This is a genomic window from Pseudonocardia sp. SID8383, assembly GCF_009864975.1.
GTDB classification, from domain to species: domain Bacteria; phylum Actinomycetota; class Actinomycetes; order Mycobacteriales; family Pseudonocardiaceae; genus Pseudonocardia; species Pseudonocardia alni.
Genome location: NZ_WWFY01000580.1, coordinates 1 through 545, shown reverse-complemented (window position 1 = coordinate 545; position 545 = coordinate 1). Strand labels below are relative to the sequence as shown.

The window sequence follows — 545 nt, the reverse complement described above, 5'->3', positions numbered from 1 at the left end:
GGGCCCGGCGACCCGGCGCGGGCGTACTCCAGGTCCAGGGTGTTGCCCTGCCCGGTCCGCCCGGCGACGTCGACCGACAGCACCCGGTCGCCCGGTCCCGGCGCGACGGCGAACCAGCGGGTCCGCAGCTCGCCGGTGGTGCCCGGGCCGCCGTCGAGACTGCCCCAGGCGAGCTCGCCGCGCGGCGGGGCGTCGACCCAGCCACGGCCCTCGGTGAACCCGGTGAGGGTGTCGGCGCCACCCGCGGCGGGCAGCGCGCCCGCGTCGACCGGGACCGTGACGTGGTCGAGGATCCCGCAGGTGTCGCGGCCGGTCAGCTCGCTCCACATCTGTCCGCCGACGCTGTAGCCCCCGCCCTGGCGCACCGGGGCGACGACGAACGACGCCACCACCACCGACACCCCGGTGACCAGGGCGACCACGACGACCCCGGCGGGCAGCGCCGCCGCGGCCCGGGCGGCGGACTCCCGCCGTGTCCGGTGCCGTCGGCGTCCCGCGAGGGTGGACACCACCAGCACCGCCACCGCCACCACGGCCCACACCGC

At 78.9% G+C, this 545-nt stretch carries 1 pseudogene; it reads right to left on the bottom strand.

Annotated elements, in window-relative coordinates:
• Positions 1 to 545, bottom strand: a pseudogene (locus GTW08_RS13945) (indolylacetylinositol arabinosyltransferase); the annotation flags it as partial.